This window comes from Vibrio sp. 1978 (assembly GCF_033344345.1).
The window spans coordinates 1-837 of sequence record NZ_JAWPOP010000279.1; the positions used below are offsets into that span (position 1 = coordinate 1).

1 protein-coding gene is annotated in these 837 nt (G+C 64.9%); it reads left to right on the plus strand.

The features are described 5' to 3' along the window. The coding region (gene repC, locus R8N49_RS26080; RefSeq protein ID WP_318190319.1) for a replication protein C, IncQ-type at positions 1 to 509 on the plus strand (509 nt) is incomplete at its 5' end. Positions 510 to 837: the final 328 nt, after the last annotated feature.

An 837-nucleotide genomic window follows, 5' to 3' on the forward strand; every position in this document is an offset into this window, starting at 1 on the left:
ATCGGGCGCTGGCAAAGGAAATCGGGGCAGAGGTCGATAGTGGTGGGGCGCTCAAGCACATACAGGACTGCATCGAGCGCCTTTGGAAGGTATCCATCATCGCCCAGAATGGCCGCAAGCGGCAGGGCTTCCGGCTGCTTGCCGAGTACGCCAGCGACGAGGCAGACGGGCGCCTGTATGTGGCCCTGAACCCCTTGATCGCGCAGGCCGTCATGGGTGGCGGCCAGCATGTGCGCATCAGCATGGACGAGGTGCGGGCGCTGGACAGCGAAACCGCCCGCCTGCTGCACCAGCGGCTGTGTGGCTGGATCGACCCCGGCAAGACCGGCAAGGCGGCCATAGATACCCTGTGCGGCTACGTCTGGCCGTCAGAGGCCAGTGGGGCCGCCATGCGCAAGAGACGCCAGCGGGTGCGCGAGGCGCTGCCGGAGCTGATCGCGCTGGGCTGGACGGTGAACGAGTATGCGGCGGGTAAGTACGACATCGCACGGCCCAAGGCGGCAGGCTGACCCCTGCAATAACTGTCACGCCCCCCCCGTTAACTGTCACGCCCCCCCCGTTAACTGTCACGCCCCCCCCCGTTAACTGTCACGAACCCCCCCGTTAACTGTCACGCCCCCAAACCTGCAAACCCAGCAGGGGCGGGGGCTGGCGGGGTGCTGAAAAAATCCATCCATGATTATCTAAGAATAATCCACTAGGCGCGGTTAACAGCGCCCTAGTGGGGCGCTGTTTGCCCTTGCCCAAAATGCCCGGCCAGAGGCCGGATAACTGATCTATCCGCTGCGCTAGGCTACACACCGCCCCCACCGCTCCGCGGTAGGGAAAAGGCGGGCC